We start from the raw sequence: 25,807 nt of genomic DNA on the forward strand, positions 1-25,807 counted from the left end.
GGCGCATATTTTTCACCCTTCAGGCCGGTTTCCGGGTGTCGCGCCGCCGGGGTTCGTGGCGAAGGACGAGCTCCCTCGCCACAAATGAGCGTCCGGCGTAGGATAGCCGCCTGATTTTCCCGTCTTGTTATCGGAGTTGCCCATGAGCGCCGTCAATCGCGCAGCGGTGGAAGCCGTTCTTCGCCAATACACCGACCCCTACCTGAACCAGGACCCGGTCAGTGCCGGTTGTGTCCGTGCCATCGATGTCCAGGGGGACCGGGTAACGGTCCAGCTCGAGCTGGGTTATGCCGCCGGCCTGTTCAAGAGCGGCTGGGCGCAGATGCTGCAACTGGCCATCGAAGGCCTGGACGGCGTGACAGCGGCCAAGGTCGAGGTCACCAGCGTGATCGCCGCGCACAAGGCCCAGGCGCAGGTTCCGGGCCTGGCCAACGTCAAGAACGTGGTGGCAGTGGCATCCGGCAAGGGTGGCGTGGGCAAGTCCACCACCGCGGCCAACCTGGCCCTGGCGTTGGCCCGCGAAGGCGCCAAGGTGGGGATTCTCGATGCGGATATCTATGGCCCGAGCCAGGGCATCATGTTCGGTATCGCCGAGGGCACCCGGCCGCAGGTCAAGGACCAGAAATGGTTCGTGCCGATCAAGTCCCACGGGGTCGAGGTCATGTCCATGGCTTTCCTGACCGATGACAACACGCCGATGGTCTGGCGCGGGCCGATGGTCTCCGGTGCCCTGCTGCAATTGGTGACCCAGACCGCCTGGGGCGACCTGGACTACCTGGTGATCGACATGCCGCCAGGCACCGGCGATATCCAGCTGACCCTGGCGCAGAAGGTCCCGGTGGCCGGCGCAGTCATCGTCACCACCCCGCAAGACCTGGCGCTGCTGGACGCGCGCAAGGGCGTGGAGATGTTCCGCAAGGTCAACATCCCGGTGCTGGGCGTGGTGGAAAACATGGCGGTGCACATCTGCTCCAACTGCGGCCACGCCGAGCACCTGTTTGGCGAAGGCGGTGGCGAGAAGCTGGCGACCCAATATGGCGTCGAACTGCTGGCCTCGCTGCCGTTGTCGATGCTGATTCGCGAGCAGGCCGATGGCGGCAAGCCGACCGTGATCGCCGAGCCGGAAAGCCAGATCGCCATGGTCTACCAGGAACTGGCCCGCCATGTCGGCGCGCGCATCGTGTTGCAGGAAGCCGCGGCGCCGGCGATGCCGAACATTACCGTCAGCGACGACTGAGCCGGTTGGGCAAACAAAAAAGCCCGGTGCAGTGCACCGGGCTTTTTTATGGGTGTTTTATGGGCGGGGTTCAGATCCGCAGGCCGCCGTCCAGCTCAAGGATCCGGCCGGTGTAATAGTCGTTCTCGAAGATATAGGCCGCCGAGTGAGCGATTTCTTCCGGCTTGCCCATGCGCTTGAGCGGGATGCCGGAGGTCATTTTCTCCAGGGCTTCGGGCTTCATGCCCAGGGTCATTTCGGTTTCGATGAAGCCCGGTGCGATGCCGGCCACGCGAATGCCGTAGCGCGCCAGCTCCTTGGCCCAGGTCACGGTCGCCGCGGCGACCCCGGCCTTGGCGGCGGAGTAGTTGGTCTGGCCGATATTGCCGGCACGGGAGATCGAGGAAATATTGATGATCGCGCCGCTGGTTTTCAGCTCGATCATCTTCGCCGCGACTTCGCGGGTGCAGAGGAATACGCCGGTGAGGTTGACGTCGATCACCGACTGCCATTGGGCCAGGCTCATCTTGGTCATCTCGCCGTCCTTGACCTTGAGCAGCAAGCCGTCGCGCAGGATGCCGGCGTTATTGATCAGGCCGTGAATGGCGCCGAAGTCTGCGGCAACCTGGGTGACCATATGTTCCACCTGCTCTTCATTGGCGACGTTGCACAGGTAGGCACGGGCCTCGACTCCCGCGGCCTGGCAGGCGGCAACGGCCTGGTCGAGCTTTTCCTGATTCAGGTCGACCAGTGCCAGCCTGGCGCCTTTGCTGGCGAAATACTCCGCCATGGAGCGGCCCAGACCCTGGCAACCGCCGGTGATAATGATTACTTTGTCATTGAGTTGCATTCGCATGCTCCGAAAGCAGAACTGGAGTGGTGTCCTTTAAGGCGCCTCTCTTGTGCGTCGGGCATGGCCTGGCTGCAGATTGAGAATTGCCCCGATGGCGTCGCTGGAACTTTGCTCCATACGCCCGTCCGTTTTAGACGGATTCTATATAAGGAGTCATAAATTGAGCGTTGAAGCTGCGAAGCATGCACGAGAATTACTGCTCAAGGAATACCGTGGCGTGCTGTCGACGCACTCCAAGGCGATGCCGGGTTTTCCTTTCGGCTCGGTGGTTCCTTATTGCCTGGACGAGCAGGGGCGGCCACTGATCCTGATCAGCCGTATTGCCCAGCACACCCACAACCTGCAGAAGGATCCCAAGTGTTCGCTGCTGGTGGGCGAGCGCGACGCCGAGGACGTCCAGGCGGTGGGCCGCCTGACCTATCTGGCCGAAGCCGAAAAGCTCGAGGACGCCGCGGCGATCGAGGCGGCCGCCGAACGCTACTACCGCTATTTCCCGGAGTCGCATAACTACCACAAGGCCCACGATTTCGATTTCTGGCTGCTCAAGCCGGTGCGTCATCGCTACATCGGCGGCTTTGGCGCGATCCACTGGATCGACCAGGTAACGCTGGCCAACCCGTTTGCCGGCAAGGCCGAGCTGAGCATGGTCGAACACATGAACAGCGATCACGCCAAGGCCATCGCCCATTACGTCGACCTGGCCGGGTTGCCGAAAACCGCTGCGGCGCAACTGGCCGGCATCGATACCGAAGGCATGCACCTGCGGATCGGCCAGGGGTTGTACTGGCTGCCGTTCCCCAGCCCTTGTAATACGCCGACACAAGTGCGCGAGGCCTTGGTTTTTCTGGCTCACGCCGAGCAATGGCCGAAAAATGCCGGGGCCGAGGCTTGAATTCACGAATTGCCGACGTCATCTAGGGTCTACTGGAAGGCATTCTTCCGTAGAGGAAACCATTTGATGCGCCCTTTTCTGTTGCTCTTTCTGCTGTTCCCGGTGCTAGAGCTGTTCGTATTCGTCAAAGTCAGCGGTGCGATCGGGTTTTTCCCGGCGTTGCTGCTGATCATCCTGGGCTCGATGCTGGGTGTGCTGGTCCTGCGCGTCGCGGGGCTGGCCACGGCATTGCGTGCCCGTGAAAGCCTGAACCGCGGCGAGCTGCCGGCCCAGACCATGCTCGAAGGCCTGATGCTGGCCCTGGCGGGCGGCCTGTTGATCCTGCCTGGCTTCATCAGTGACGTATTCGGCCTGTTCATGCTGTTGCCGATCACCCGTCGCCTGCTGGCCAACAAGATGCGCCAGCGTGCCGAAGAACAGGCCATTCGTCAGCGTGCCTTTGCCGACGACATGCAGGCCGCCCGTGGCGGACCTGCGCCGCAACGCCCTCTGGGCCGCGAGCCGAATGTGATCGAAGGCGAGTTCGAGCACCGCGATTCCTGAGTCTCTCAATGATCGACACGGCACCTTCGGGTGCCGTGTTCGTTTTGCCCGACTGAAAATCTAAAAAATTTCACTGGGCAGCCCTTGTAATAAGCATATGCGCCCACATGTATCGGTCACCGCAAGGTTTCTGGTGGCAACACCAGACAGACTTCCGCGTCTCGCTCGTCGAGCCGCAACCGGCCACGCCGGATTTGTTAACCCGCCGGTAACGACACCGGCCGCTGAAAACCATAATTAGGAGAGATCGACAATGAAGCTTCGTCCTCTGCATGACCGCGTCGTCATCCGTCGCAGCGAAGAAGAATCGAAAACCGCTGGCGGTATCGTTCTGCCAGGTTCGGCCGCTGAAAAACCTAACCGTGGCGAAATCGTCGCTGTAGGTACCGGTCGTATCCTCGACAACGGTGAAGTACGTGCGCTGGCCGTGAAAGTGGGTGACAAGGTTGTGTTCGGCCCTTACTCCGGCAGCAACACTGTGAAAGTAGACGGCGAAGACCTGCTGGTAATGGCTGAGAACGAAATTCTCGCCGTTATCGAAGGCTGATTACCCGCTCATTTTCCCGTTACTACAAAGTATTTAAGGAATATCGATCATGGCTGCTAAAGAAGTTAAATTCGGCGACTCCGCCCGCAAGAAAATGCTCACCGGCGTTAACGTCCTGGCTGACGCGGTAAAAGCGACCCTGGGCCCGAAAGGCCGTAACGTGATCATCGAGAAGAGCTTCGGCGCTCCGACCATCACCAAGGACGGCGTTTCCGTCGCCAAAGAAATCGAGCTGAAAGATCGCTTCGAAAACATGGGCGCACAGCTGGTAAAAGACGTTGCTTCCCGTGCCAACGATGACGCCGGCGACGGTACCACCACCGCTACCGTACTGGCTCAGTCGATCGTCAACGAAGGCCTGAAAGCCGTCGCTGCCGGCATGAACCCGATGGACCTGAAGCGCGGCATCGACAAGGCGACCATCGCCATCGTCAAAGAGCTCAAAGGTCTGTCCAAGCCATGCGCCGATTCCAAGGCGATCGCTCAGGTCGGCACTATCTCCGCCAACTCCGACAACTCCATCGGCGACATCATTGCCGAAGCCATGGAAAAAGTCGGTAAAGAAGGCGTGATCACCGTTGAAGAAGGCTCGGGCCTGGAAAACGAACTGTCTGTCGTTGAAGGCATGCAGTTCGACCGTGGCTACCTGTCCCCTTACTTCATCAACAAGCCGGACACCATGGTCGCCGAGCTGGACGGCCCGCTGATCCTGCTGGTGGACAAGAAGATCTCCAACATCCGCGAAATGCTGCCAGTGCTGGAAGCCGTTGCCAAAGCCGGCCGCCCACTGCTGATCGTGGCTGAAGACGTTGAAGGCGAAGCCCTGGCGACTCTGGTTGTGAACAACATGCGTGGCATCGTCAAAGTCGCTGCCGTCAAGGCGCCAGGCTTCGGCGACCGTCGCAAGGCCATGCTGCAGGACATCGCCGTCCTGACCGGCGGTACCGTTATCTCCGAAGAGATCGGCCTGAGCCTGGAAAGCACCACCCTGGAGCACCTGGGTAACGCCAAGCGCGTGATCCTGTCCAAAGAAAACACCACCATCATCGACGGTGCTGGCGTTGAAGCGGACATCCAGGCTCGTGTGACCCAGATCCGTCAACAAGTGGCCGACACTTCGTCCGACTACGACCGTGAAAAACTGCAAGAGCGCCTGGCCAAGCTGTCCGGCGGCGTTGCGGTGATCAAGGTTGGCGCCGGTTCCGAAGTTGAAATGAAAGAGAAGAAAGCCCGCGTTGAAGACGCCCTGCACGCTACCCGTGCGGCCGTTGAAGAAGGCGTGGTACCTGGCGGTGGCGTAGCCCTGATCCGTGCTCTGCAATCGATCAGCGGCCTGAAAGGCGACAACGCCGATCAGGACGTGGGTATCGCTGTTCTGCGTCGCGCTGTCGAAGCACCTCTGCGCCAGATCGTTGCCAACTCCGGCGACGAGCCAAGCGTAGTGGTCGACAAGGTCAAGCAGGGTTCGGGTAACTTCGGTTACAACGCTGCTTCCGGCGAATACGGCGACATGATCGAAATGGGCATCCTGGACCCAACCAAGGTGACCCGTTCGGCGCTGCAAGCGGCATCCTCCATCGGCGGTCTGATCCTGACCACCGAAGCGGCTGTTGCTGAAATCGCTGAAGACAAGCCTGCAGCTGGCGGCATGCCAGACATGGGCGGCATGGGTGGCATGGGCGGCATGATGTAAGCCAGCCTTACCCCCGTACGAAAAAGCCCCGCCGGCGAAAGCCGGCGGGGCTTTTTTATGGGCGGGATCTTTGACTGCCTGGGCTGGCGCCATCGCGAACAAGCTCGCCTCTACGCGGTAGGCGTGGGCATGTTTTCGCCATAAGACTTAGGCCTTGACCGCTTCCGTCTCCAGCACAGGCTCAGCCTTGCCCGCCGGTCGATAGAGAATGAAGTAGTAGGCCCCCAGGCAGATCAGCCAGCAGAAGATCGCGGTCCAGACGTTGTGGGAGAAGAAGTGCGCGCCCTGCAGCATGCGCCCGACCGAGAACACCGTGCCGAGGGCAAAGGCGAACACCAGCGCCTTGCGCGCCAGGCGCGGGCGGCGATCACGCAGGACAAAGAACAGGGCGAACAAAGTGAAGCCGGTGGCGGCATGGCCGCCTGGCCAGCAGCGGCCGGGCTTGTCGGTCGCTGGCCGGGGGCTGAGCAGTTCGCTGTAGGTTTCCTTGCCGCCGAACTCTTTCAGGCTCCAGGGACACTGCACGGCGGTGACTGCCTTGACCGGGGTGACGAAGGCGGTGGCTAGGCCCAGCGACAGCACCAGGCAGCCCAGTTCGCGCTTGAACGGCTTGAGACACTGGACGAAGAAGGCGCCGATGAAGCCGACAATGGCCAGCACCGAAAAGACGATGACCACCTGCTTGGCCCGGTCATGCAGGATATTTTCCAGGAAATAACTGTGGCCGCCGATGAAGCCACCAGCGGCGGGGTCATAAAAGTAGTGGGCCAGGTCCATGTCCAGGGAGGTCAGTTCAAGCAGCAGCAAGCTGACGGCAGCCAGGGCGGGAACGCCCAGGCAGATCCACCAGTTCAGCGCTCTGGAGGCGGGGCGGGCGAGGGTCGGAGCCATGGAAAGTCCTTCGAGGGAAGCGTTGCGGTCGCGGGTTCCCGCGGAGTCTGGAGCGGCCCTTGTCGTCAGCGTGTGAACCCTGGGTGAAAAACTCGTCAAGGCCCTGGAACCCTGCGGCGGCATTCGCCACGGGGGATTGAACAACCCTAGCCGTCAGCCACACTTGGCCTTAAGCTGCGCGAGCCAAGACGGCCGTAACTGTGTGCGGAGAGAGTGCCCATGCGAATTCTACTGGTTGAAGACAACCGCGATATTCTGGCCAACTTGGCCGACTACCTGGGGCTTAAAGGCTACACCGTGGACTGTGCCCAGGACGGTCTGTCGGGCCTGCACCTGGCCGCCACCGAACATTACGACCTGATCGTGCTCGACATCATGCTGCCGGGTATCGATGGCTACACCCTGTGCAAGCGCCTGCGCGAAGATGCCCGCCGCGATACGCCGGTGATCATGCTCACTGCCCGCGATCAACTGGACGATCGCCTGCAGGGCTTCAAGTCCGGGGCCGACGATTACCTGGTCAAGCCTTTCGCCTTGTCCGAGCTGGCCGCGCGGGTCGAGGCGGTCATGCGCCGCACCCAGGGCGGCGGACGCCGGGCCCTGCAGGTCGGCGACCTGAGTTATGACCTCGATACCCTGGAGGTCACTCGCGAAGGGCGCCTGCTCAAGCTCAACCCGGTCGGGCTCAAGTTACTGGCGGTGCTGATGCAGAAGAGCCCGCACGTGCTGCGCCGCGAAATCCTCGAAGAAGCGCTGTGGGGCGACGACTGCCCGGACAGCGACAGCCTGCGCAGCCACGTCCACCAATTGCGCCAGGTGATCGACAAGCCGTTCGGCAAACCGTTGCTGCATACCGTGCACGGGGTCGGTTACCGCCTGGCCGAGGGTCGTGATGGAGTTTAAGCAAAGCCTTTCCCAGCGGATCATCATCGCCTTTGCGCTGATGAGTGCGCTGGTCGCTGGAGCCTTCGCCCTGGGTATCGTGGCGACGGTGCACCTGGTGGAAGAGAAGCTGATTTCCGCGGGCCTGGGGGGCGACCTTCAGCGTTTGCTGTTGATGGACAACGTTTCCGACTGGAGCCACCGTCCCGAGCCGGACCAGCTGTTTTACTTCAGCGGCGGGCGTGGCGACTTCGAGTTGCCCAAGGATCTGCGGCACCTGGATCCGGGCTTTCATGAGGTATTCCGCGAACAGCTGTCGTACCACGCCATGGTCGAGGTGGTCGACGGTCGGCGCTACGTGTTGCTGCAGGATCAGAGCGATTTCGAAGAGCGCGAACGGGTGCTCTTCGCGGTGGTGCTGGTGGGCTTCGTGCTGAGCCTGGCCTTGGCGGTGTTCCTCGGCTGGGTACTGGCGCGCCGGGTCATGGCGCCGGTGGTGAGGCTGGCGCGTCAGGTGCGGCATCGCGACCAACTGCTGGGGCTGGCGCCGCCGTTGGCACCGGACTACGCGGCCGACGAAGTAGGGGAGCTGGCGGTGGCCTTTGACGCCACCCTGGGACGTCTGCGCCAGGCCCTGAACCGCGAGCGGCTGTTCACCAGCGATGTCAGCCACGAACTGCGTACGCCGCTGATGGTACTGGCCAGCTCCTGCGAGCTGTTACTGGAAAACCCGGCGATCGACCAGCGCGGTCGGGCCCAGGTCGAGCGTATCGCCCGGGCGTGTGGCGAGATGCGCGAGCTGGTGCAGACTTTCCTGATGCTGGCCCGCGCCCAGCGCGAAGACGGCGGCATGTCGCCCCAGGCGAGCTTGAGCCAGGTGGCCGAAGACCTGATGGGGCTGTGGGGGGGACCGATCCGGCAAAAGGGCCTGGAGCTGATCTTCGATGCCGGCCAACCACTGGACACCCGCTATAACGCCACCTTCCTGCACGCGGTGATGGGCAACCTGCTGCGTAACGCCCTGCACTACACCGAGCAGGGCTTCATTCGCCTGAGTCTGGAGCCCCGCGGCTTTGTGGTCGAGGACAGCGGTGTCGGCATTCCCGAGGAGAAACGCGAGGCGATGTTCGAACCCTTCGTGCGCGGCAACGAGAAGCGCGGCGAGGGCCTGGGCCTGGGCTTGTCGCTGGTGCAGCGGATCTGCGAGGACCAAGGCTGGAGCGTCAGCCTCAGCACCATGGAGCCCAACGGCTGCCGGTTTCATGTCGAGTTGAACCGTCGCACGGCATGACGGGTCTCTATGGCTTCTGCGTGGGCCGTCAGGTCGGGAATTTCCCTGGTTGATGGCCCCAGGCCATCTGTCAGAGCCTGTAAAACCCTGAAATATTTCCGCTCTGGACCGGACGAAGTTTTCACAAAGACATGACCTGACGCTGACAAGCCGCTGCCTAAGGTGAGGCCATCAGATTCAGGAGACTGTGTGATGGCGACCCCGATCAAGTTGGAATTTTCCGAGAAGTACGACGAACAACATGCTCAGGAGTATCTGCTCAAGCATCAGGATGGCGTAGCTCGCCGGATGTCCCACAAGCGTGACGAGCAGTTGGCGCGTGCCGCGCTGGCCATGGCCGGAGAGCCGGGGCTGGTGCTTGACCTGCCCTGTGGTGCCGGGCGTTTCTGGCCGTTGCTGGCGGAGAAACCCAACCGGGTGATCATCGGTGCGGACAACTCCGCGGCGATGTTGAAGATCGCCACGGTGGCGCAACCGGCCGAGGTGGTGAAACGGGTACAACCCTTGCAGACGTCTGCCTTCGACATCAACTTACCGGACAACGCCGTCGACAGCATTTTCTGCATGCGGCTGCTGCATCACATTGGCGAGTCGTCCCATCGCCTGGCTCTGCTCCGGGAGTTCCAGCGGGTTACCCGGGACAGCGTGATCGTTTCACTGTGGGTCGATGGCAACTTCAAGGCCTGGAAACGCAAGCGCATGGAAGTCCGGCGCAAGGAGGAATCCGGGCAGGAAGGTTACCAGAACCGTTTTGTGTTACCGGCTGCCACGGTTGAAGAAGAATTCAAGCAGGCCGGGTTTCGCGTTCAGGATCATCTGGACTTTTTTCCGCTCTATGCCATGTGGCGGGTCTACGTATTACGCAAGAGGTAACAGGATGGCCGTTGAATGTGCACCGGGAATGGAAGTCGCTGCTGCGGACCGTTTCGATTACTTCTGGAATCAGCAGGGGGAGTGGGTCGAAGAGCCCAATCAACGTCGAGGCGGGGAAAGCGGTGTCCAACGTCTTCCGGGCACTGACGGGCGTGTGCTGTATGCCAAGCGCCAGATCGGCCATATATATCGCAGCTGGTTGCACCCCTTCGGCCGTCCCACGGTGCTGCGCGAGCAGGATGCGCTCAAGGGCCTGAGCCAGCTCAACGTGGAGGTGCCGCACCTGGTGTTCTGTGGTGCGCAGCGTGATTCCCAGGGCCAGTGGCGTGCGTTGCTGGTGACCGAGGCGCTGGACGGCTTTGTGGAAATCGACCACTGGTATGCCGCTGGCGAGCGCGAGCGGCACGGCGAGGCCCTGCACGAGTCTGTACTCAAGGAATTGGCGGCCACGCTGGCGCGCATGCACCGGGGCCGCTGGCAGCATGGCTGCCTGTATAGCAAGCATGTGTTCGTACGGGTCATGGGTGAAGGCGCAGCGGCGAAGGTGGATATCGCGCTGCTGGATTTCGAGAAATGCCGCCAGCGCCTGACCGCTAAACGGGCCGCCGCCCATGACATGAAACAATTGCGTCGCCACTCGTCGTGGAGTGCCACGGACTGGGACAAACTCTACTATTTTTATAGGACGGCGTTTGGCAGCGCTATCAAAGGCTTATAGTGATGAAGCTCGAAATTGCACGAGGTTTGTTTTTAATAGGAGCCTTGGCAGTTGCATCCTTGGCGGTGGCTGCATGGGAGCAGCCACGCATGGAAGTCCTCAGCACGGCGCAGGGTGATGCGCATTGCCCGTTGCCACGGGTCGTCAAGGCGACCCAGGCAGCCCAACCCGATCGTGACCTGTTGTTGTTCATGTTCGGCTTGACTCAGGGAATGAGGCCGCAGAGTTGAAGACCATAAAGCCCGATAAAAAGGCCTCGCATCGCGAGGCCTTTTTTATTGGGAGCTCTTTACTTGTCCGGTCTGGCCAGCAGGGTGTAGATGCAGGGCAGCACGAACAGGGTGAACAGGGTGCCGATCGACATCCCCGTGGCGATCACCGTGCCGATGTCGAACCGGCTGACCGCGCCGGCGCCCGTGGCCAGGATCAGCGGCACCATGCCGAAGACCATCGCCGCGGTGGTCATCAATACCGGCCGCAGGCGAATGGCCGCGGCAGCTTCCACTGCCTCGCGCGGCGTCAGTCCCTGGTCCTTGCGCAGCTGGTTGGCGAACTCGACGATCAGGATCCCGTGCTTGCTGATCAGGCCGATCAGGGTCACCAGCCCGACCTGGGTATAGATGTTCATGCTCGACCAGCCGAGAAACAGTGGAATCAAGGCCCCGCAGATCGACAGCGGCACCGTCACCAGGATCACCACCGGATCGCGGAAACTCTCGAACTGCGCCGCCAGCACCAGGAAAATGATCGCCAGCGCCAGGCCAAAGGTCACCCACAGCGCACTGCCTTCCTGGACGAACTGTCGTGAGGTCCCGGCATAGTCGAAGGCGTAGCCCGGCGGGGCTTCTTCCTCGGCGATCTGGCGCACGGTATCGATGGCTTCACCCATGCTGACGACCGGGAACCCGGAAATGGTGGCGGCGTTGAGTTGCTGGAACTGGTTGAGCTGTCGCGGGCGGGCCCTATCGTGGACGCTGATCAGGGTCGACAGCGGCAGCGCCTCGCCCCTGGCGTTTTTCACATAGTAGTTGTTCAGCCATTCGGGGTTGTCGCGATAAGGCCGTTCGACCTGGGCGATGACCTTGTAGCTGCGCCCCTCGATGGTGAAGCGGTTGATTTCCGCCTCGCCGAGCAAGGTGGCCAGGGTCCCGCCCAGGTCCAGCATCGACACGCCCATCTGCGCCGCCTTGGCGCGGTCGATGTCGACCACCACTTCCGGCTTGTCGAAGGCCAGGTCGATGTCGACGAAGGCGAACTTGCCCGACTCCATGGCGCGCTTCTTCACCCGGTCGGAGAGCTCCAGCAACGACTCGTAATCGTTGGGGCTGTTGATGATGAAGGCGAACGGCAGCCCCTCGCCGGTGCCCGGCAGGGATGGCAGGTTGAAACCGAAGACCTGCAGCCCGGCGATGCCCGCGAGCCGGGCCTGGACTTCGGGCAGGATCTGCATCTGCGTGCGCTTGCGCTCGTTCCAGGGCTTGAGCAGGAAGCCGCCGATCCCCGATTGCACGCCGTTGAAGCCGTTGATCTGGAACGAGGAGTAGTACTCGGGGAACGTCTTGAAGATCTCCAGGAACTCGTCGGTATAGGCGTTGAGGTAATCCAGGTTGGCCGGCTGGGGTGCGGTGGCCATCATGAAAATGATGCCCTGGTCCTCGTCCGGGGCCAGTTCCGACTTGGTGAACATGAGCAGGACCGGGATCAGGCACAGCACGATCAGGGCGAACACCAGCACCACCGGCCGGGTGTTGAGGGTGCCATGCAGCAGGCTCTGGTAGCGCCGCTTGAGGCTCTCGAAAATCAGGTCGAGACGGTGGGCCAGGCCGCTGGGGTTTTCGTCGTGGCGCAGCAGCAGGGCGCACATCATCGGCGACAGGGTCAGGGCGACGATGCCGGAAATCACCACCGCGCCGGCCAGGGTCAGGGCGAACTCCTTGAACAGCGCCCCGGTGAGCCCCTGCAGGAAGCCGATGGGGGCGTAGACCGCCGCCAGGGTGATGGTCATCGACACCACCGGCATGGCGATTTCCCGGGCGCCTTCGAGGGCCGCGTCCAGCGGCGTCTTGCCTTCCTCGATATGGCGGTGGATGTTTTCCACCACCACGATGGCGTCGTCCACCACCAGGCCGATGGCCAGCACCATCGCCAGCAGGGTCAGCAGGTTGATCGAGTAGCCCATCAACTGCATGAAGAACATCACGCCGATCATCGACAGCGGAATGGTCACCACCGGGATCACTACCGAACGCAGCGCGCCGAGGAACAGGAACACCACCACGATCACGATCAGCACGGCTTCGAACAGGGTCTTCACCACCTCGTTGATCGAGGCCTGGATGAATAGCGTGGCGTCGTAGGCGATCTCGGACTTGAGGTTGGGCGGCAGCTGGGCCTCCAGCTCCGGCATGATCTTGCGCACTTCCTTGATCACGTCCAGCGGGTTGGCGTTGGGGGTCGCCTTGATGCCGATATAGACCGAAGGAATGCCGCCAAAGGAGCTGATGGCGTTGTAGTTCTCCGCACCCATTTCCACCTGTGCCACGTCGCTGAGCAGTACCCGGCTGTCGCCCTCGGTCCGCAGGGGAATGGCGGCGAAGGCTTCGGCGGATTTCAGCTCGGTGCTGGCGTTGATGCTGGTGACCACGTACTCGCCCTTGACCTCGCCGGCCGCGGACAGGAAGTTGTAGCGGCGCACCGCGCTGGTCACGTCGCTGGCGCTCAGGCCGTAGCCGGCGAGCTTGACCGGGTCCAGCCACAGGCGCATGGCGAACACCTGGTTGCCAAGGATCTCGGCCTCGGCCATGCCCGGCAGGGTCGCCAGTTTCGGCTGGATCACCCGCGACAGGTAGTCGGTGATCTGCGGGTTGCTCAGATCCTGGCTGAAGAAGCTGATGTACATCAGTGCCGAGGCGTCGGCGGCTTCCTTGCTCAGCACCGGGTCCTCGGCGTCCTGGGGCAGCTTGTTTTTCACCTCGTTGGCCTTGGCCAGCAGCTCGGTGAACAGGCGGTCGCTGTTGGCGCCGATACGGGCGTAGACCGAGATCACCGAGAAGTTCTGGCGGCTGACCGAGGTCATGTAGTCGATTCCCTCGGCGCTGGCCAGGCTCTGCTGCATCGGCTGGGTGATATAGCCCTGGATGGTCTCGGCGTTGGCTCCGGGGTAGGCGGTGGTCACCGTGATCAGGGCGTTTTCCATCTGCGGATACTGGCGCAGAGGCAGTTTGCTCCAGGCCTGGAAGCCCAGCAGCACGATCAGCAGGCTGACCACGGTGGCCAGGACCGGACGACGGATGAACGGATCGGTAAAAGCCATGAGGACTCCTTGATCAGTTCGCGCGTGGCTGGCCGTTCTGTTCGGCGGGCAGCGTCTTGTCCGGTGTGGTGGTGATGTGGGCGCCATGGTCGAGCTTGATCTGCCCGCCGCTCACCACCTGTTCGCCGTTGCTCACGCCTTTGTTGATCAGCACCAGCCCGTTGCGCCGCTCGCCGGTTTCAACGAAGCGCCGTTCGGCGATCAGCACCGGCTGGCCCTTGTCGTCTTTTTCCGGGCTGCCGTCGTCGGCCTTTTTCTCACTGACCACGTACAGCGAATTGCCATACAGGGAGTAGGTGATGGCGCTTTCCGGGACCACCACCCGGGGCTGCGGATCGGGCAGCAGCACCTGCAGGTTGGTGAACATGCCGGGCAGCAGCTTGCCGTCGGGGTTGGCCAGGGTGGCGCGCACCTGCACGTTACGCGTGGTGTCTTCGACCTTGGGGTTAATGGCACTGATGGTGGCGGTGAACTGGTCCGCCGGATAGGCGGAGACCATCACGCTGACCGATTGCCCCAGGGCGATTTTCGGCACCGCCTGTTCCGGGACGAAGAAGTCGACATACAGGCTGCTGAGGTCCTGCAGGGTGGCGATCACCGTGCCGCTGGCCAGGTAGTCGCCGACATCCACATGGCGGATGCCGATGGTGCCGCTGAAGGGCGCGAGCATGCGTTTTTTCGCCAGCGCCGCCTTGAGCTGATTGACCGTGGCCTTGTTCTTTTGCAGCACCGCCGACAATCGATCGAATTCGCCGCGGGAAATCGCCTGGCTGCCTACCAGCTGGCTGCCGCGACCGAAATCCAGCTGGGACAGGCCCAGGTCGGCCTGGGCGGTTTCCAGCAGGGCGCTTTCCACGGCACTGTCGAGTTGCAGCAAGGGCTGGCCGGACGTGACCTTTTGCCCGGACTCGAACTGCAGTTCCTTGACGGTGCCGGCCACTTCCAGGCTGAGGTTGACCCCCTGCAGGGCCTTGAGGGTGCCGACCGTGGGCAGGCGGGTTTGCCAGGGTTGTTCGCGAGCCGTGGCCACGGCCACGCTGATCGGCGGCTTGGGCACCGAGAAGAGCTTGACCTGCTGATAGATGGAGAAGGCCTTGTAGCCCGCCAGCGACAGCAGGATCAGCAGGACGACACCCAACATGATAAGCATGCGGCGACGCAGCATATTCCGGTCCCTTGGAAAACAAAGCTGGGAAAACCAAGCAGGGAAAACCAAGCTGATTGCCGGAGACATTACTCCGACTTTCCGGGGGCTTCCAGATGACAATCCGGTCATCTGGGGCTCCGCTTTCCGATCCTGCGCGCAGGCGAAAGCTAGACCAGGTGCAAATGGTTGTCCCAGAGCCCTGCCGGCAAATCCAGGGGCTTTGCCACCAGTTGTTTCTGGCGACAGTCGTAGAAGCGGCAACGCCCCTGACCCGAGGTCACGACAAAACCGTCCGCCACCGCACCGACCCCGGCACAGTCCGGCAAGGGCGCGTCCAGGCGCACTTCGGCGCTGTCCAGGTCCCAGATGAAAAAGCGATTGCCGCGCGGGGCGGTGAGGGCCACCAGGCGCAGTTCGCTGTGCACCGCGACGCTGGCGGTGTAATGCCCCATTGCCTGCAACTGGTGCTCGGCCACCGGGAAAGCCTGGAACGGTTGCCCCGGGCGCTTGATCGCCAGCAGTTGCGACGACTCATGGGCGTCGCCCATGAACTGCTGGCCGGTGACTATGGTGCCGTCGCCGGCGATGCCCATGTGGCGCACGCTGTTCATCTGCTGGGCCAGGGTTTCCTTGCTCAGCAGGCTGCCGTCGCGCTGCATCAGCACCAGGCTCGGTTCCATGGCGTTGAGGTTCATCTCGACGCGGCTTTCCGCTTCGGTGCGAATCCCGCCGTTGGCCACCACCAGGGTTTCGCCGTCCGGCATCCACGACACCTGGTGCGGGCCGATGCCGTGGGTCGGGATCTCGCCGCTGTGCACCAGGCGTTCGCCCTCGAACCGATACACCCCGAGCAGGCCGCGACCCGGATCGCTTGTGTCGTTCTCGGTGGCGTACAGCCAGTCGCCGCTCTTGTGGATCACCGCGTGGCCATAGAAGTGCCGGTTGGGCTGCGAGGCCAGGGTTTGCAGCAAGGCGCCGTCGCGCAGGTCGATCAGGTAGCTTTCGGTGCCCGGGCGGCGGGCGACGAACAGGGCGATCGGCAGCGTCGGGTGGTTGACGATGTCATGGCAGCGTTGACCGACCTGGGTGGCGAACACTTGCTGGCCATCCAGGCGATAGCCGACGGCGTAGTGCTTGCCGTCGCCGTCATCCCGCGCCGAGAGCAGCAGCGGGCCTTGGTCCTTGTGCTTGAACAGCGTCCAACCACCCAGCGTGACGGCGCTCAGCAGCAGGCTGCCGAGTGCCAGAGCCTGACGTCGCAGCATGATCAGTCACCGTCGTTGGCGTTGAAGCCCAGTTGGATGCCCAGCGCCTTGGCCAGCTCGCCTTCGTGCAGGCGGTGGACGACGTTGAGGCTGTCGTAGATATCGTTCAGTTGCTGGCGGCCGGCGTCGTCGGCCAGCAGCTCGGTCAGCGAGCGCTGGGTGCTGGCGAACAGCTTCAGCGAGGCGGCGTAGGCGGCGTCGATCTTGTCGGCCAGCGGCTTCTGCTCGGCCGGCAACAGGCCGCGCAGGCCCTTGTTGTCGACCCCGGCCCAGACGGTCTGGGCTGCGGCGAGGCTGGCTTCCAGGCTCTGCATGGACGACTGGCTGCGCCAGGCGTCGGCCTGGAACGGCTGTGGAATGCCCTTGCTCTGACGGCCCATCGGCGTGCCGAGTTTCTTCTTCAGGGTGTCCAGCGCGGTGACCTGGACCCGCAGCAGGTCGGCGATGGCCTCGTGGGAATCGGCGTAGCGCTGGTTGGGGAACTTGCTCATCTGCGCGAGCATGCCGTCGCTGGTGTTCCAGCGCGACAGGATCTCTTCGGCGAGTTGCTTCTGGCGTTCGCCAATGGCGCTCAGCAGCGGGCAGTAGCGGGCTTTCTGCGCGCTGTCGGCCATGTCGATCTTGGCGTCGAACAGGATGTACTCGTAGGCCGAGAGGCCCTGTACCACGACGCTGGATTTGGCCAGGGCGGCGGCGTCGATCTGCGGCGTGGCGGTGACCAGCTGTTCGACCTGACGGCCGACCAGGTTCTTCTTGTCCGGCCAGAACTGCACCTGCCAGGAACGGTTGCCCTCGGCCAGCGGACCGATCAGCAAGGGTTGCAGTTCGGCCCAGGCTTTCTGCGCGTGCAGGAAGTCGGCGCGGGCGGTGTCCAGGCTTTGCTTGCCTTCACAGAAGGCCAGGGCGCTGATCGCCAACTGGCGGTCGGCTTCGACCCAACGGCTGTAGGTCGGCAGGATCACCTGCTTGGCGATGGCCGCCGAGGTCACGGCTTGTGGGTCCTGCGGCGAGCAGGCGCCCAGGGCGAGCGCGGCAAGGCTGGTGAACAACAGCTTGGGACGGAACATGTTCGGGCTCCCGGTTCTTGTAGGAAGGCGTTAAAGAGAATTCAGGAATGCCAGCAGCGCAGCGCGCTGTTCGGCATTGAAGGACAAAACCTGTTGCTGCGCCGCCTGGGCTTCGCCGCCGTGCCAGAGCACGGCTTCGAGCAGGTTGCGGGCGCGACCGTCATGCAGGAACTGGGTGTGGCCGCTGACCGTTTGCGTCAGGCCGATCCCCCACAGCGGCGGGGTGCGCCAGTCGCGGCCGCCAGCCTGGAATTCGCTGCGGTTGTCGGCCAGGCCTTCGCCCATGTCGTGCAGCAGCAGGTCGCTGTAAGGGCGGATCACCTGATTGGCCAGCTCGGGTTCCGCGGCATCGGCGGCGGTGGTGAACTGGGGGGTATGACAGGACTGGCAGCCGGCCTGGTAGAACAGGTTCTTGCCAGCCAGGACTTGTGGCGAACCAACATCGCGACGCGCCGGCACCCCGAGGTTGCGGCTGTAGAACAGCACCAGGCGCAGGATGTTGTCGCTGACTTCCGGTTCGCCATCCGGCCCGTTGCCGTTGGGGGCTTGCTTGCAGGCGGTCTGGGCGTCGGTGCAGTCATCGAAGGGTCTCAGGCGGGTGGTCAGGCCCATATCACCAGAGAACGCGTGAACATTTTGTTGATTGAGGTTGGGTTGTCCGGCTTTCCAGCCAAAACGCCCGAGTACGGTCTTTTGCTGGGCGTCGTCCCAGACCCGGTTCGGCCGTCCGGCGATGCCGTTGTTGGCCTTGGCTTGTGCTTGGGCATTGGCCAGGATCGCTGCCTCGGGGATGGCTTCGAGCAGGCCCAGGCCGATCATCGGTGGCGCCACGCGGGCCGAGAATCGGGTGTCGGGATGCATCGGGCCGTAGCCGAGCTGGGTGATCTGCAGCTTTGGCTTGCGCAGTTCGACTTCGCTGCCGTCCTTGAAGCGCAGGGTCAGCGGCTCGTACTCGACCCGCACCTTGCCTTCCGGAGCGACGCCAGGCACCGCCATGTCCTGGAACTGCCCGCCGTACACTGGTTCGGGCACTATGCCCATCTGCTCGATGACCTTGGCGTAGGCCGGCTCATTGGGGATCGACAGGCGCACCAGCATCGACACCGCGTTGTCCGAGTCGGGCGTCGGCGGGTGGCCGCGGCCGTCCTTGATATGGCAGTTCTGGCAACCGTTGGTATTGAACAGCGGGCCCAGGCCGTCGCGGGCGGTGGTGGTCGAGGGGGCGATCACCCAGGGGCTGCGGAAGAAACTATTGCCGACGCTGAAGTCCAGGCGCCGGGTCGGCGACAGATTGGCCGACGGCATGGAAAAGGCGTTCTGGTCGCTCTTGCGCACGGTCGCTTCACCGCCGGAACGCGCTTCACCCGGCTCGGCCTGGGTAAAACGCGGGGCGTCATCGCAGGCACTCAGGCTCAAGGCCATGAACAGCGCAGACCAGCGAAGCAGCGATCGGGGCATCGGATATCCTGCAGGACGAGCAAAACAAGGGCGCAAAGTCTAACAGGGCAGGGGAGTTTGAATAAGAGGAATTATCGTTCCGTTTGACGTGGGACAACTGTGGTTCGAGCCTTCCTGGTCCTGTAGCCGCTGCCGCAGGCTGCGCTCGCCACCGAAGGGGGCGCAGGGTTTCAAGATTGCTGAAGGCCTGTGGCCTTATCGCAGCCTGCGGCAGCGGCTACAGGACTGCAGGCACAAAAAAGGCGACCCGAAGGTCGCCTTTTCATTCCCGCAACGCTGATCAGAACTCGTGATCGGCGTTGTCCGGGTTCAGGTCGCTGATGCCCAGTTTGCCCGCGGCCTGTTCGATCGAACCGGTCTGCTTGACCAGCGCGGCGATGGCGTCACGCACGATCTGGTTGCCCGCGTCGTTGCCGGCAGCGATCAGTTGGTCGTAGTGCTCACCCTTGTTGGCGTGATCGACCATGACCTGGATCTTGGCTTCGGTAGCGGCCAGGTCTGCTTTCAGTGCGGTGTCGGCGGCCGGGTCGATTTTCGCCACCAGCGACGACAGGCTGGCGCCGGTCAGCTTGGTGCCGTCGACGCGGGTGTACTCGCCCAGGTAGACGTTGCGGATGCCCTTGGCGTCGTAGAAGTGCGAGTTGTGGGTGTTGTCGCTGAAGCAATCCTGCTCGTCTTCAGGGGAGTTGGCTTCCAGGGAAACCTTCATGCGCTCGCCCGCCAGTTCGCCCAGGGACAGGCTGCCCATGCCGAACAGCATTTTGCGCAGGCCGCTTTCAGCCGGTTCGGCTTCCAGGGTGGCGCGGTAGTTGTCGGCCACGTTCGGTTTCCAGTTGCCGACCATTTCTTCCAGGTCGTTGACCAGCAGTTGGGTCACGGCTTTCAGGTAGGCGCGACGACGGTCGTTGTGGCCACCGGTGGCGCCGGCGCCTTCCAGGTAGTCGGACGCCGGACGGTTGCCGGCGCCAGGGCCGGTGCCGTTCAGGTCCTGGCCCCAGAGCAGGAATTCGATGGCGTGGTAGCCGGTGGCGACGTTGGCCTCGGAACCGCCCAGCTCGTTGAGGCTGGCGAGTTTTTCCGGGGTGATGTCTTTCACGTCGACCTTGTCTTCGCCGACCTGGACTTCGGTGTTGGCGATGATGTTGGCGGTGGCGCCCGGGTTACCCAGCGCGTGCTCGTAGGACTTGTCGACGTAGTCGATCAGGCCTTCGTCCAGCGGCCAGGAGTTCACCTGACCTTCCCAGTCGTCGACGATGGTGTTGCCGAAGCGGAACACTTCGCTCTGCAGGTAAGGTACGCGAGCGGCGACCCAGGCGGCCTTGGCGGCTTTCAGGGTGTCGGCGTTGGGCTTGGCGAGGAAGGCGTCGATCGCGGTCTGCAGGGTCTTCGCGGTGGATTCGGCATCGCTGTATACGGCGAAGACCATGTCGGCGTAATGCGCGACAACAGCCTTGGCCGCCGCTTCATCGACCTTGCCGGCCGCAGGAGCGGTGGCCGGGGCTGCGGTGCTGGCGGCTGGAGCAGCGGCTTGCGGCGCGGCAGCCTTGTCTTTGCCTTCGCCGCAACCGGCGAGGGAAATAGCGATGGCCAACAGACTGGCGGTAGCCAGAGGCATACGAATCATGGCGAACATCCTGCTTCGAGAGAGGGGTGGACTGGCGCGAGGGGCGCGCAAAACTGCGACATAATGCGAAAGATTTGCATTATGTGTAAAGGGTTGTGGTTGTAAATATTTCCTATTCAGAAAGCGATTGCGCTGGATCAAGCCTATGCGCGCAATCGTGCTTTCAGAGGATGGCCGCGTTACTGCGCTGGGCCTGTTTCAGGTAGGCGCTCAGCTCCCGTGCCGGCAGGGGTTTGCTGTAGTGGTAACCCTGACCTTCGTGGCAGCCTTCGGAGATGATGTAGGCCTCCTGCTCGGCGGTTTCCACGCCCTCGGCGATCACCTGCATGCCCAGGCTTTTGCCGAGCTGGATGATCGCCCGCACGATGGTCGCATCGTCGTCGTCATCCAGCAGGTCCTGGACGAAGCTCTTGTCGATCTTGATCTTGTCCAGCGGCAGGCTCTTGAGGTAGCTCAGGGACGAATAGCCGGTACCGAAGTCGTCGATGGCGATCAGCGCACCCGAGCGGCGCAGGCTCAACAGGTGCTGGGCGGCGGTGCTGATGTCTTCCATCAGGCCGGTTTCGGTGACTTCCAGTTCCAGGCTGCGCGGCGGCAAGCGATAGATCTGCAGCAGGTTGTTGACCACCCGCGGCAGCTCGGCGTGGTGCAGTTGCACGGTGGACAGGTTGACCGCCATGCGCAGGTCGCTGAAGCCCAGGTCATGCCATTCGCGCAGCTGGCGGCAGGCCTGGTCCAGCACCCATTCGCCGATGGCGATGATGGTGCCATTCTGCTCGGCCAGGGGAATGAACAGGTCTGGCGGGACGAAGCCGTGTTCCGGATGCTGCCAGCGCAGCAGCGCCTCGACCCCGACCACCCGATGATCGCGGTAGCTGATCTGCGGCTGGTAGACCAGGTGGAACTGCTCGCGGCTCAGGGCTTCGCGCAGGTCCTTTTCCAGTTCGCGGCGCCGACGCATCTCGCTGTCGACGCTGGCGATATAGAACTGATAACGGTTGCGCGACCGGCTCTTGGCCAGGGTCATGGTCTGCTCGGCTTTCTGCAGCAGCTTCTCGGTGCTGTCGCCGTCTTCCGGGAACAGGGTGATGCCGATGGTGGCGCGCAGGCGGATTTCCTGGTGGTCGAGGGCGAACGGCGCTTCCAGGTCGTCGAGAATGCTCTGCGCCAGCTCGGCGGCTTCGTAGGGTTGTTCGATGTCGGCCTGGACCAGGGCGAACTGGTCGCCGCCGAGGCGGGCGAGGGCGCCCAGGCGACCACTGTGGGCCCGCAGGCGATCGGCCAGGGCCAGCAGCAACTGGTCACCGGTCTGGTAGCTGAACTGTTCGTTGATGCCCTTGAAGTCGTCGAGGCCGACACAGAGCACCGCGACCCGGCGCTGCAGGCGGCCGGCATCGATGAGGATCTTGTCCAGTTGCTGCTGCAACTGCTGGCGGTTGGGCAGGCCGGTGAGGAAGTCGTACTGGGCCATGCGCAGCAGGCTGTTTTCCGCTTCATGGCGCAGGTGCGTGTTGCGCTCGATCGACGCCAGTAACTGGTTGGCGGTATTGATCCAGATCCCCAGTTCGTTTCGCTCGTGGCCCTTGAGCAAGGGAATCTGATGTTCGCTGGGGCGGTCCGGATTGATGGTGGTCAGGTGCTCGATGATGCGCGACAGCGGCTTGGTCAGCAGCCAGTGGTAAACCAGATACAGCACCAGGCCCATGGCCAGGGCGCGCAGTACGCCGGAAATGAAAATGATCACTGAGCTGACGATGAATCCCTGGCCGTAGGTGGCCGTGTCGAGGGTGATGCTCAGGTCGCCGTAGTATTCGCTGTAGGGTCCACGACCCACCAGTTGGGTGGTGAAGGTGCGTTCCTTGCCGAGGATCAGGTCGGTCAGCCAGCGGCTGGGGGAGGCCTGCAACTCACGGGTTTTTTCCGCGAGCATGGTTTCGTTGGGATGGCCAATGGAGGCCATGCGCACAGCATCGTCCTGGAACAGACCTTCGATGACTTGCATGCCCATTTCGCGGTCCAGGCTGTAAACGGCCTGGGTCGAGGGGTCGCGAAACATGTCGAGAATGCGCTGGGCATCATTAGCGACCGCCTGCCGAGTCTTGTAAGCATCGAAGACGATTTGTGCGCAGCTCAGAACTACGCCCACTATCAGTGCCGACAGCAGCACAACCCGGAGCAACTTCACCGACAAGCTGTTTTTGAGTTCCAGCTTCAAAGGGTTATTCCTTGTTCCGTGCGTGTAGCGTCAAGTTGCCATGAGTATTGGCAATCCCGTGATGGCAGTCAAAGGGACAATCAGGCCCAGGATATTTCACCTGTAGGCTTGGCTGGAATGCCGGGAGCCAGCATATCCGTGCTTATCGGTTATATGTCGGTAGCCAAGCCTTGCAACTTGAGGGACGGCGGAGATTTTTTACCTGAATAGAGAGGTTAGCCCGCTGGGCTGGCGCGGCAAGCCGGGCCCTTGCCGGTAAAACGAAAAAACCCGGCAATGCCGGGTTTTTTTGACTGCAAACGGGCTTAGGCGACGAAGGTCTTGCCTTCGAACTGCTCGGCCACGAATTTCCAGTTGACCAGGTTCCAGAACGCTTCGACGTACTTGGGACGCAGGTTGCGGTAGTCGATGTAGTAAGCGTGTTCCCAGACGTCGCAGGTCAGCAGCGGGGTGTCGCCGCTGGTCAGCGGGTTGCCGGCGCCGATGGTGCTGGCCAGGGCCAGGGAACCGTCAGCCTTTTTCACCAGCCAGCCCCAACCGGAACCGAAGGTGCCGACGGAAGTCTTGGTGAATTCTTCTTTGAACTTGTCGAACGAACCGAAAGCCGCGTTGATGGCTTCAGCCAGTGCGCCGGTTGGTTGACCGCCAGCGTTTGGCGCCAGGCAGTTCCAGTAGAAAGTGTGGTTCCAGACCTGAGCGGCGTTGTTGAAGATACCGCCCGAGGAGGATTTGACGATCTCTTCCAGGGTTTTGCCTTCGAACTCGGTGCCTGGCACCAGATTGTTCAGGTTCACGACATAGGTGTTGTGGTGCTTGTCGTGGTGGTATTCCAGAGTTTCCTTGGAAATGTGCGGCTGCAGGGCATCGTGTGCGTAAGGCAGCGGCGGCAATTCGAAAGCCATGGTGATTCTCCTAATCAGGTCAGTTGCGGTGGGCGCAAGGCCGATCACGGGCGGCCAGACAAGCGCCGGGGAGTTTGTACTCTTTGCGGCGCAGGGTTCGGATCATAGCACCGGGGGTGCGGCATAACCACGCAACAACTGTGTGGGATAGAGGTTCCAGAGCCTTTTGGAATAAATCATGCGGCGGTGAGGAGTTGAATCGCGACACTGAACATCATCACTGCCACCAGCAGGTCGAGAATGCGCCAGGTGCTCGGCCGTGCCAGCCATGGAGCCAGCCACGCGGCGCCGAGGGCGAGGGTAAAAAACCACAGCAGCGAAGCGCTGGCCGCACCGACCACATAGGCGCCGGGTTCGGTCTGTTGCGCCCCCAGCGAGCCGATCAGCAGCACGGTGTCCAGATACACATGGGGGTTGAGCAGGGTCACTGCCAGCGCACTGAGCAGCACCGCGCGCAGTGAGCGGACGGTCTGGTTCTCGCCCTGTTGCAGGCTCTGCCTGGAGCAGGCGCGACGCAGGGCCTGGCTGCCGTACCAGATCAGGAACGCGGCGCCGCCCCAGCGGGCAACCGCCAGCAGCGTCGGGTTCTGCGCCAGCACCGTGGCCAGGCCGAATACCCCGGCCGCCACCAGCAACGCATCGCAAGTCACGCACAGCACGGCCACCGGCAGGTGGTGTTCGCGCCGCAGGCTCTGGGCCAGGACAAAAGCATTCTGGCTGCCGATCGCCATGATCAGCCCGGCTGCTACCAGCAGCCCGTTAACGTAGCTCTGCCACATGTCGTTTACTCCTCGCCCGCCGCCAGTTGCCGCAGTACGTGCATGGCGCGCTCGGCATCGGCCTTACCGACAAACAGATGATCGTGGTAGTAGCCGGCGATCACGTTGCAGCTGATCCCGGCCTTGCCCAGGGCGCTGGCGAACGCGGCGGTCAGGCCGACGGCTTCCAGAGCCGAATGCACGTTCAGGGTGATCCAGGCCGCGACGTAGTCGAAGCCCAGCCCCAGGCGTTCGGCTTGCTGGCGCTCGAGGATCACCGTGAGCCCTTCCTGCTCGCGAAAGCTGCCCAGTACGTCGGTGCCCTCGAGCAGGGCGCGGTCGGCGATGGAGCAGAACACGTAGTCACCGGGGTTGAGCTGCGGGCTCATGCTGCGCAGCAGGGTATCGAGGGAGGTTTCGCCAGCCATGAAAAAGGTCCTTGAACGAGAAAGCATGCTGGCTATTTTCCGGTCGCAGGCTGTATAAGAAAAACCAATATTACTGATCGCTCATTAGGAAAACTGATGTTCGACTATAAGTTGCTGTCCGCCCTGGCCGCGGTGATCGAACAGGCCGGATTCGAGCGCGCCGCGCAGGTGCTGGGGTTGTCGCAGTCGGCCATTTCCCAGCGGATCAAGCTGCTCGAGGCGCGGATCGGCCAGCCGGTGCTGGTGCGGGTCACGCCGCCGGCGCCGACGGAAATCGGCCGGCGCCTGCTCAACCATGTGCAGCAGGTACGCCTGCTCGAACGCGACCTGCAGAGCCAGGTGCCGGCCCTGGACGAGGAAGGTCTGCCGGAGCGTCTGCGCATTGCCCTCAACGCCGACAGCCTGGCCACCTGGTGGGCCGAGGCCGTGGGCGACTTCTGTGCCGAGCAGCACTTGCTTCTGGACCTGATCGTCGAAGACCAGACCGTGGGCCTCAAGCGCATGCGGGCCGGGGAAGTGGCGGCCTGTGTCTGCGCCAGCGAGCGGCCGGTGGCCGGTGCCCGCAGCGTGCTGCTGGGCGCCATGCGCTACCGTGCCCTGGCCAGCCCGGCCTTCCTTGAGCGGCATTTTCCGCAGGGTGTGCAAGCCGAGCGCCTGGCCCGGACGCCGGCCCTGGTGTTCGGCCCGGACGATTTCCTGCAGCACCGCTACCTGGCGGCGCTGGGGGTCGATGGCGGGTTCGAGCATCACCTGTGCCCTTCGTCCGAGGGCTTTATCCGCCTGACCGAGGCCGGCCTGGGTTGGGGGCTGGTGCCCGAACTGCAGGTGCGCGACCAGTTGGCGCGGGGTGTGTTGGTGGAGCTTTTGCCAGATAAGCCGATCGATGTGCCGCTGTACTGGCATCATTGGCGCAATGGTGGCCAACTGCTGGGTCTGCTCACCGAGCACCTGGCGCGTTCTTCGGCGCAATGGTTGGTGCCGTTGGCGTGACACAAGGCGTCAAGGTATCAGGCAATACCCCATGCAATACAAGTGTGCGACAGGCATGAAACACGAAAGCAATCGGAGCAAGTCATGAAAATTCTGGTCACCGGCGCAAGCGGCTTCATTGGTGGACGCTTCGCGCGTTTTGCCCTTGAGCAGGGCCTGGATGTACGGGTCAACGGGCGTCGGGCCGAAGGTGTGGAACATCTGGTGCGGCGTGGAGCCGAGTTCGTCCAGGGTGACTTGA

The 25,807-nt window shown here is 62.8% G+C and carries 24 protein-coding genes; 12 read left to right on the plus strand and 12 right to left on the minus strand.

Going from position 1 to position 25,807, the window contains the following annotated elements:
- Positions 1-142 precede the first annotated feature (142 nt).
- Positions 143-1,237, plus strand: a complete 1,095-nt coding sequence (gene apbC, locus J4D52_RS23460; protein ID WP_025805994.1) for an iron-sulfur cluster carrier protein ApbC — start codon at positions 143-145, stop codon at positions 1,235-1,237.
- Positions 1,238-1,307: 70 nt separating this feature from the next.
- On the opposite strand, the gene J4D52_RS23465 is transcribed toward apbC, so the two are convergent.
- Positions 1,308-2,066, minus strand: coding sequence for an SDR family oxidoreductase (locus tag J4D52_RS23465; protein WP_102677770.1), 759 nt, complete (start codon positions 2,064-2,066; stop codon positions 1,308-1,310).
- A 163-nt stretch (positions 2,067-2,229) separates the two neighbouring features.
- On the opposite strand from J4D52_RS23465, the gene J4D52_RS23470 reads away from it, so the two are divergent.
- From J4D52_RS23470 to groL, 4 genes are all read left to right on the plus strand, one after another.
- Complete coding sequence (locus J4D52_RS23470) at positions 2,230-2,961, plus strand: HugZ family protein (protein WP_102677771.1); 732 nt, start codon at positions 2,230-2,232, stop codon at positions 2,959-2,961.
- A gap of 66 nt (positions 2,962-3,027) precedes the next feature.
- A complete protein-coding gene (locus tag J4D52_RS23475) occupies positions 3,028-3,504 on the plus strand; it encodes an FxsA family protein (protein WP_007932702.1) in 477 nt (158 codons plus the stop codon).
- Between the two features lie 253 nt (positions 3,505-3,757).
- On the plus strand, positions 3,758-4,051 hold the full coding sequence (locus J4D52_RS23480; protein ID WP_009050540.1) for a co-chaperone GroES: 294 nt from the start codon (positions 3,758-3,760) through the stop codon (positions 4,049-4,051).
- A 49-nt stretch (positions 4,052-4,100) separates the two neighbouring features.
- Positions 4,101-5,744, plus strand: a complete 1,644-nt coding sequence (gene groL, locus J4D52_RS23485; protein ID WP_063432817.1) for a chaperonin GroEL — start codon at positions 4,101-4,103, stop codon at positions 5,742-5,744.
- Positions 5,745-5,891: 147 nt separating this feature from the next.
- Here the strand turns inward: groL and J4D52_RS23490 are convergent, their stop codons facing one another.
- Positions 5,892-6,635: a phosphatase PAP2 family protein gene (locus J4D52_RS23490; RefSeq protein ID WP_102677773.1), complete on the minus strand. Its 744-nt coding sequence runs from the start codon at positions 6,633-6,635 to the stop codon at positions 5,892-5,894.
- Between the two features lie 219 nt (positions 6,636-6,854).
- Between J4D52_RS23490 and colR the strand changes: the two genes are divergently transcribed.
- From colR to J4D52_RS23515, 5 genes are all read left to right on the plus strand, one after another.
- A complete protein-coding gene (gene colR / locus J4D52_RS23495) occupies positions 6,855-7,538 on the plus strand; it encodes a two-component system response regulator ColR (protein ID WP_009050537.1) in 684 nt (227 codons plus the stop codon).
- Positions 7,528-8,808 (plus strand): HAMP domain-containing sensor histidine kinase, encoded by a 1,281-nt coding sequence (locus J4D52_RS23500; RefSeq protein ID WP_025805986.1) that lies wholly within the window; start codon positions 7,528-7,530, stop codon positions 8,806-8,808. Before colR ends, J4D52_RS23500 begins: the two co-directional genes overlap by 11 nt.
- A 192-nt stretch (positions 8,809-9,000) precedes the next feature.
- Positions 9,001-9,681: a class I SAM-dependent methyltransferase gene (locus J4D52_RS23505; protein ID WP_025805985.1), complete on the plus strand. Its 681-nt coding sequence runs from the start codon at positions 9,001-9,003 to the stop codon at positions 9,679-9,681.
- A 4-nt stretch (positions 9,682-9,685) separates the two neighbouring features.
- On the plus strand, positions 9,686-10,399 hold the full coding sequence (locus J4D52_RS23510) for a lipopolysaccharide kinase InaA family protein (protein ID WP_025805984.1): 714 nt from the start codon (positions 9,686-9,688) through the stop codon (positions 10,397-10,399).
- Positions 10,400-10,401: 2 nt separating this feature from the next.
- Positions 10,402-10,629 (plus strand): hypothetical protein, encoded by a 228-nt coding sequence (locus tag J4D52_RS23515; RefSeq protein WP_025805983.1) that lies wholly within the window; start codon positions 10,402-10,404, stop codon positions 10,627-10,629.
- 59 nt (positions 10,630-10,688) lie between these two features.
- On the opposite strand, the gene J4D52_RS23520 is transcribed toward J4D52_RS23515, so the two are convergent.
- From J4D52_RS23520 to J4D52_RS23565, 10 genes are all read right to left on the minus strand, one after another.
- Entirely contained in the window at positions 10,689-13,712 is a 3,024-nt protein-coding gene (locus tag J4D52_RS23520) for a multidrug efflux RND transporter permease subunit (protein ID WP_102677775.1), read from the minus strand.
- Between the two features lie 13 nt (positions 13,713-13,725).
- Positions 13,726-14,877 (minus strand): efflux RND transporter periplasmic adaptor subunit, encoded by a 1,152-nt coding sequence (locus J4D52_RS23525; protein ID WP_102677776.1) that lies wholly within the window; start codon positions 14,875-14,877, stop codon positions 13,726-13,728.
- Between the two features lie 149 nt (positions 14,878-15,026).
- Positions 15,027-16,124 carry a DUF1513 domain-containing protein gene (locus J4D52_RS23530; RefSeq protein WP_102677777.1) on the minus strand — a complete coding sequence of 366 codons (1,098 nt, stop codon included), beginning with the start codon at positions 16,122-16,124 and terminating at the stop codon, positions 15,027-15,029.
- Between the two features lie 2 nt (positions 16,125-16,126).
- Positions 16,127-17,191, minus strand: coding sequence for an imelysin family protein (locus J4D52_RS23535; RefSeq protein ID WP_063432815.1), 1,065 nt, complete (start codon positions 17,189-17,191; stop codon positions 16,127-16,129).
- Positions 17,192-17,221: 30 nt separating this feature from the next.
- On the minus strand, positions 17,222-18,649 hold the full coding sequence (locus tag J4D52_RS23540) for a di-heme oxidoredictase family protein (RefSeq protein WP_063432814.1): 1,428 nt from the start codon (positions 18,647-18,649) through the stop codon (positions 17,222-17,224).
- Positions 18,650-18,929: 280 nt separating this feature from the next.
- Positions 18,930-20,273, minus strand: a complete 1,344-nt coding sequence (locus tag J4D52_RS23545; RefSeq protein ID WP_025805977.1) for an imelysin family protein — start codon at positions 20,271-20,273, stop codon at positions 18,930-18,932.
- A 163-nt stretch (positions 20,274-20,436) separates the two neighbouring features.
- Positions 20,437-22,488, minus strand: a complete 2,052-nt coding sequence (locus J4D52_RS23550) for a bifunctional diguanylate cyclase/phosphodiesterase (protein ID WP_102677778.1) — start codon at positions 22,486-22,488, stop codon at positions 20,437-20,439.
- 305 nt (positions 22,489-22,793) lie between these two features.
- The gene (locus J4D52_RS23555) at positions 22,794-23,390 is read right to left on the minus strand and encodes a superoxide dismutase (RefSeq protein WP_007929765.1); all 597 of its coding nucleotides are present in this window, start codon (positions 23,388-23,390) and stop codon (positions 22,794-22,796) included.
- A gap of 176 nt (positions 23,391-23,566) precedes the next feature.
- Positions 23,567-24,169 carry a LysE/ArgO family amino acid transporter gene (locus J4D52_RS23560; RefSeq protein ID WP_053280653.1) on the minus strand — a complete coding sequence of 201 codons (603 nt, stop codon included), beginning with the start codon at positions 24,167-24,169 and terminating at the stop codon, positions 23,567-23,569.
- A gap of 5 nt (positions 24,170-24,174) precedes the next feature.
- Positions 24,175-24,576, minus strand: a complete 402-nt coding sequence (locus tag J4D52_RS23565) for an ACT domain-containing protein (RefSeq protein WP_009050524.1) — start codon at positions 24,574-24,576, stop codon at positions 24,175-24,177.
- 96 nt (positions 24,577-24,672) lie between these two features.
- Here J4D52_RS23565 and J4D52_RS23570 point away from each other — a divergent pair, with 96 nt between their 5' ends.
- Positions 24,673-25,566 (plus strand): LysR family transcriptional regulator ArgP, encoded by an 894-nt coding sequence (locus J4D52_RS23570; protein WP_025805971.1) that lies wholly within the window; start codon positions 24,673-24,675, stop codon positions 25,564-25,566.
- An 84-nt stretch (positions 25,567-25,650) separates the two neighbouring features.
- A partial coding sequence (locus tag J4D52_RS23575) for an NAD-dependent epimerase/dehydratase family protein (RefSeq protein ID WP_207272158.1) occupies positions 25,651-25,807 on the plus strand: 157 nt, incomplete at its 3' end.

Origin of the sequence: Pseudomonas sp. GW460-12-10-14-TSB1, from assembly GCF_017349775.1 — a bacterium.
Taxonomy (GTDB): Bacteria; Pseudomonadota; Gammaproteobacteria; order Pseudomonadales; family Pseudomonadaceae; genus Aquipseudomonas; species Aquipseudomonas piscium.